Source organism: Cellulomonas biazotea, assembly GCF_004306155.1.
Classification (GTDB): domain Bacteria; phylum Actinomycetota; class Actinomycetes; order Actinomycetales; family Cellulomonadaceae; genus Cellulomonas; species Cellulomonas biazotea.
This window is the reverse complement of record NZ_BIMR01000135.1, coordinates 1-3,710: the sequence shown is the minus strand read 5'-3', so window position 1 is coordinate 3,710 and position 3,710 is coordinate 1. Positions and strand designations below refer to the sequence as shown.

General features: G+C 73.8%; 2 protein-coding genes. Both read left to right on the top strand.

All coding sequences use genetic code 11. The features are described 5' to 3' along the window. Window positions 1-358: 358 nt before the first annotated feature. Window positions 359-1,921 carry a Re/Si-specific NAD(P)(+) transhydrogenase subunit alpha gene (locus CBZ_RS09975; protein ID WP_130781411.1) on the top strand — a complete coding sequence of 521 codons (1,563 nt, stop codon included), beginning with the start codon at window positions 359-361 and terminating at the stop codon, window positions 1,919-1,921. Beyond that, window positions 1,921-3,303 (top strand): Re/Si-specific NAD(P)(+) transhydrogenase subunit beta, encoded by a 1,383-nt coding sequence (gene pntB / locus CBZ_RS09970; RefSeq protein ID WP_130781410.1) that lies wholly within the window; start codon window positions 1,921-1,923, stop codon window positions 3,301-3,303. The genes CBZ_RS09975 and pntB overlap by 1 nt, the downstream gene beginning before the upstream one ends. Window positions 3,304-3,710: the final 407 nt, after the last annotated feature.

Here is a 3,710-nt window from a genome sequence, read left to right as displayed (position 1 = left end):
GGCGGGGCACGCGGTCGCGCTGCCCGACGCGGGCCCCGACGCCCCGCTCGGCGAGCGGCTCCTCGCGCTCGTGGCCGAGGCCGCGGCGGCCGGGCTCGACGCGGAGGGCGAGCTGCGCCGGACGACGGCCGCGTGGGAGTCCACGCAGCGCGCCGCCGGCGTCTGAGGCGCGGATCGGGCCTGACGCCGGTGGTGGCGTCCCGCGTGCGCCGATTCCGCTCCCCACCTGCGATCCCGGTGGCGTCGCCGGGATCCCGAGGTCGGACCCATGACCTAGGTCACTCGTCGGAAGGCGCTTTCCCGGATAGTCTCTCCTGACGGCCGGTCTCCCGGTCGCCCGAACCGACGGAGGTTACGAGTGACGACCATCGGGGTGCCGCGCGAGACGCGGCCCGGCGAGCGGCTGGTGGCCGCGACGCCCAAGACCGTCGCGCAGCTGCGCGCGCTCGGCTACGACGTGCTCGTCGAGCACGACGCCGGGGCCGCGGCCACGTTCGACGACGCGGCGTACGAGGCCGTGGGCGCGACGATCGGTGACGCCGCAGCGGTCTGGGCCGCCGACGTCGTCACGGCCGTCGGCGCCCCCGACGACAGCCAGGTCGCGGCGCTGCGACCCGGCGCGACCCTCGTCGCGATGCTCAACCCCGGTGGCCGCGCCGACCTCGTCGACGCGCTGACCGCGCGCGGCGTGACCGCGCTGTCGCTCGACGCCGTGCCGCGCATCTCCCGCGCGCAGAGCCTCGACGTCCTGTCCACCCTGTCGAACGTCGCCGGATACCGTGCCGTCGTCGAGGCCGCGCAGGAGTACGGCGGCATGTTCGCCGGGCAGGTCACCGCCGCAGGCAAGACCCCGCCCGCCAAGGTGTTCGTCATCGGCGCCGGGGTCGCCGGGCTCGCCGCGATCGGCGCGGCCGACAGCCTCGGCGCGCAGGTGCGGGCCTTCGACGTCCGCCCCGAGGTCGGCGAGCAGATCGAGTCGATGGGTGCGACGTTCGTGCGCGCCGAGTCGGCCCAGCAGCAGGTGAGCGCGGACGGGTACGCCTCCGCGCTCACCGACGACCAGGAGGCGGCCACCGCCGCGGTGTACGCCGCCGAGACCGCCGCCGCCGACATCGTCATCACCACCGCGCTCGTGCGCGGCACCGCACCGCGGACGATCACCGCGGAGATGGTCGCCGGGATGCGTCCCGGCAGCGTCGTCGTGGACCTCGCGGCGTCGGGCGGCGGCAACTGCGAGGCCACCGTGCCCGGGGAGCGCGTCGTCACCGAGAACGGCGTCGTCGTCCTCGGCTGGACCGACCTCGCGGGCCGGCTGCCGCAGCACACGTCGCAGCTCTTCGGCACGAACGTCGTGCACCTGCTGCAGCTGCTCACGCCCGGCAAGGACGGCGAGCTCGTGCTCGACCTCGACGACCCCGTGCAGCGCGGCATGACCGTGACGCGCACCGGCGAGGTCCTGTGGCCCCCGCCGCCCGTCGCGGTGTCCGCCGCGATGCCGCCGCCCGCCGACGCCGCGCCCAGCCTCGAGGAGATCGCCGCCGCCGAGGCCGTCGCGCACGCCGCGGCCGAGCGCCGCCGCCAGCGCCGGACCGTCTCGCTCGCGCTGGCCGCCGTCGTCGTCGCGCTCGGGCTGTCGTTCGCCCCGGCCGCGTTCCTCGGGCACTTCACGGTGTTCGTGCTGGCGGTGTTCGTCGGGTACTACGTCATCTCCAACGTGAGCCACTCGCTGCACACGCCGCTCATGGCCCAGACGAACGCGATCTCCGGGATCATCCTCGTCGGCGCGCTCCTGCAGATCGGCTCCGACGACTGGCTCGTCACGACGCTCGCGTGCGTCGCGGCAGCCGTCGCCAGCATCAACATCTTCGGCGGCTTCCTCGTCGCGAACCGCATGATCCGCATGTTCCGGAAGGACGCCTGATGCTCACGTCCGTCGCGCAGGCGGTCTACCTCGTCGCCGCGGTGCTGTTCGTCCTGTCCCTCGCCGGGCTGTCCCGGCAGGAGACGGCGCGCCGCGGGAACCTCTTCGGGATGGTCGGCATGGGCCTGGCCCTCGCCGCGACCGTCGCCCTCAGCCTCGACTCCAGCGAGCGTCAGGTCGTCGTGACGGCCCTGCTCATCGCGCTCGTGCTGCTCGTCGGCGTCGTCGTCGGCACCTGGCAGGCACGACGCGTCGAGATGACGCAGATGCCGGAGCTCATCGCGATCCTGCACAGCTTCGTCGGCCTCGCCGCGGTGCTCGTCGGGTTCAACTCCTACCTGACCGAGCCCGCCGACCCCGTGCACCTCGTCGAGGTGTACCTCGGCGTCCTCATCGGTGCCGTGACGTTCACCGGCTCGATCGTCGCCTACCTCAAGCTGTCGGCCCGCATCGCGTCGGCGCCGCTCATGCTGCCGCGGCGCAACACGCTCAACCTGCTCGCGCTCGTCGCGAGCGCGGGCGTCGGCGCGTGGTTCGTCGCCTCGCCGTCTATCGTCCCGCTGCTGGTCATGACGGTCGTCGCGCTGGCCCTCGGCTGGCACCTCGTCGCGTCCATCGGCGGCGGCGACATGCCGGTCGTGGTCTCGATGCTCAACTCGTACTCCGGGTGGGCCGCCGCGGCCGCGGGCTTCATGCTGAGCAACGACCTGCTCATCGTCACCGGCGCCCTCGTCGGGTCCTCCGGTGCGATCCTCAGCTACATCATGTGCCGGGCGATGAACCGGTCGTTCATCAGCGTCATCCTCGGTGGCTTCGGGGCCGAGGGCGGGACGGTCGTCAGCACCGCGCAGGACTACGGCGAGCACCGCGAGATGTCCGCGCAGGACGTCGCCGACATCCTGCGCGACGCCAAGCGCGTCGTCATCACGCCCGGCTACGGCATGGCCGTCGCGAAGGCGCAGTACCCGGTCGCCGAGCTCGTCTCCAAGCTCCGCGACAAGGGCGTCGAGGTGCGCTTCGGCGTCCACCCCGTCGCCGGCCGCCTCCCGGGTCACATGAACGTGCTGCTCGCCGAGGCCAAGGTGCCGTACGACATCGTGCTCGAGATGGACGAGATCAACGACGACTTCGGGAGCACCGACGTCGTGCTCGTCATCGGCGCGAACGACACCGTCAACCCCGCCGCGCTCGACGACCCGGGCTCGCCCATCGCGGGCATGCCGGTCCTCGAGGTGTGGCACGCCAAGCAGGTCGTCGTGTTCAAGCGGTCGATGGCCACCGGGTACGCGGGCGTGCAGAACCCGCTGTTCTTCCGGGACAACACCGCGATGCTGTTCGGCGACGCGAAGGAGCAGACCGAGAAGATCGTGCACGCGGTCTGACCGCGGGCCGCGAGGCCTCCCCGTCCGACCGGCGACCACGTCGTCGGCGGGCACCACCGCTGCGGGCGGCGCGCATCGAGGCGCGTCGCCCGCAGTGCTGCCCGGCCGTTCCCGGGGCGCGCCGCCCGAGGCCCCGCGGCGTCGGCCCGCGACGTCGCGACCTGCGGCGACGGCGTGTCGAAACGCTTCACCCCTGGACCGTCGTCCGGACCCCTCCGTAGCGTCACGCGAGCCCGCACCCCGCCCGTCGCAAAGGAGCGACCGCCATGGTCCACCCCGGGGCCCGCACCGCGCCGCGCCCGTCGCCGCGCCCGTCGTCGCACCTGCCCGCGCGCCCCGCGCTGCGGACGACGACCGCGCTCGTCGCCGCCGCCGTCCTCGCCCTCACCGGCCTCGTCGCCGCGGTC